General features: G+C 37.2%; 1 protein-coding gene. It reads left to right on the top strand.

The features are described from left to right. A partial coding sequence (locus tag B3V51_RS11245; protein WP_286708437.1) for a hypothetical protein occupies window positions 1–227 on the top strand: 227 nt, incomplete at its 5' end. Window positions 228–258 lie beyond the last annotated feature (31 nt).

Below are 258 nucleotides of genomic sequence, written 5' to 3'. Positions count from 1 at the left end.
GCGTGTTGAAAATAGCCCTAACCATTCAGAGCGATTCAACCTACCTTATTATTTTTGATGTTTTATGCATTGATAGTAGCAAGCGCGCAGCATATACGATGTTTTTTTGTATGCTTGCTGCGTTGCAAAACGTAATTGCGCCGTTTTTATCAGCGTCTTTGCTATCTCCATTTATTATAAATAAACACAATAAAAGACTATTTTATGACTCCTCAAGACACCTCTAACGATATTGAAAACAACTCTGCTCCTCAGTCC

The sequence above is a fragment of the Psychrobacter sp. UBA2514 genome, assembly GCF_002341255.1.
GTDB lineage: Bacteria > Pseudomonadota > Gammaproteobacteria > Pseudomonadales > Moraxellaceae > Psychrobacter > Psychrobacter pacificensis.
The sequence above is the reverse complement of the archived record's forward strand: the minus strand, read 5'-3'. Positions and strand labels throughout refer to the sequence as shown.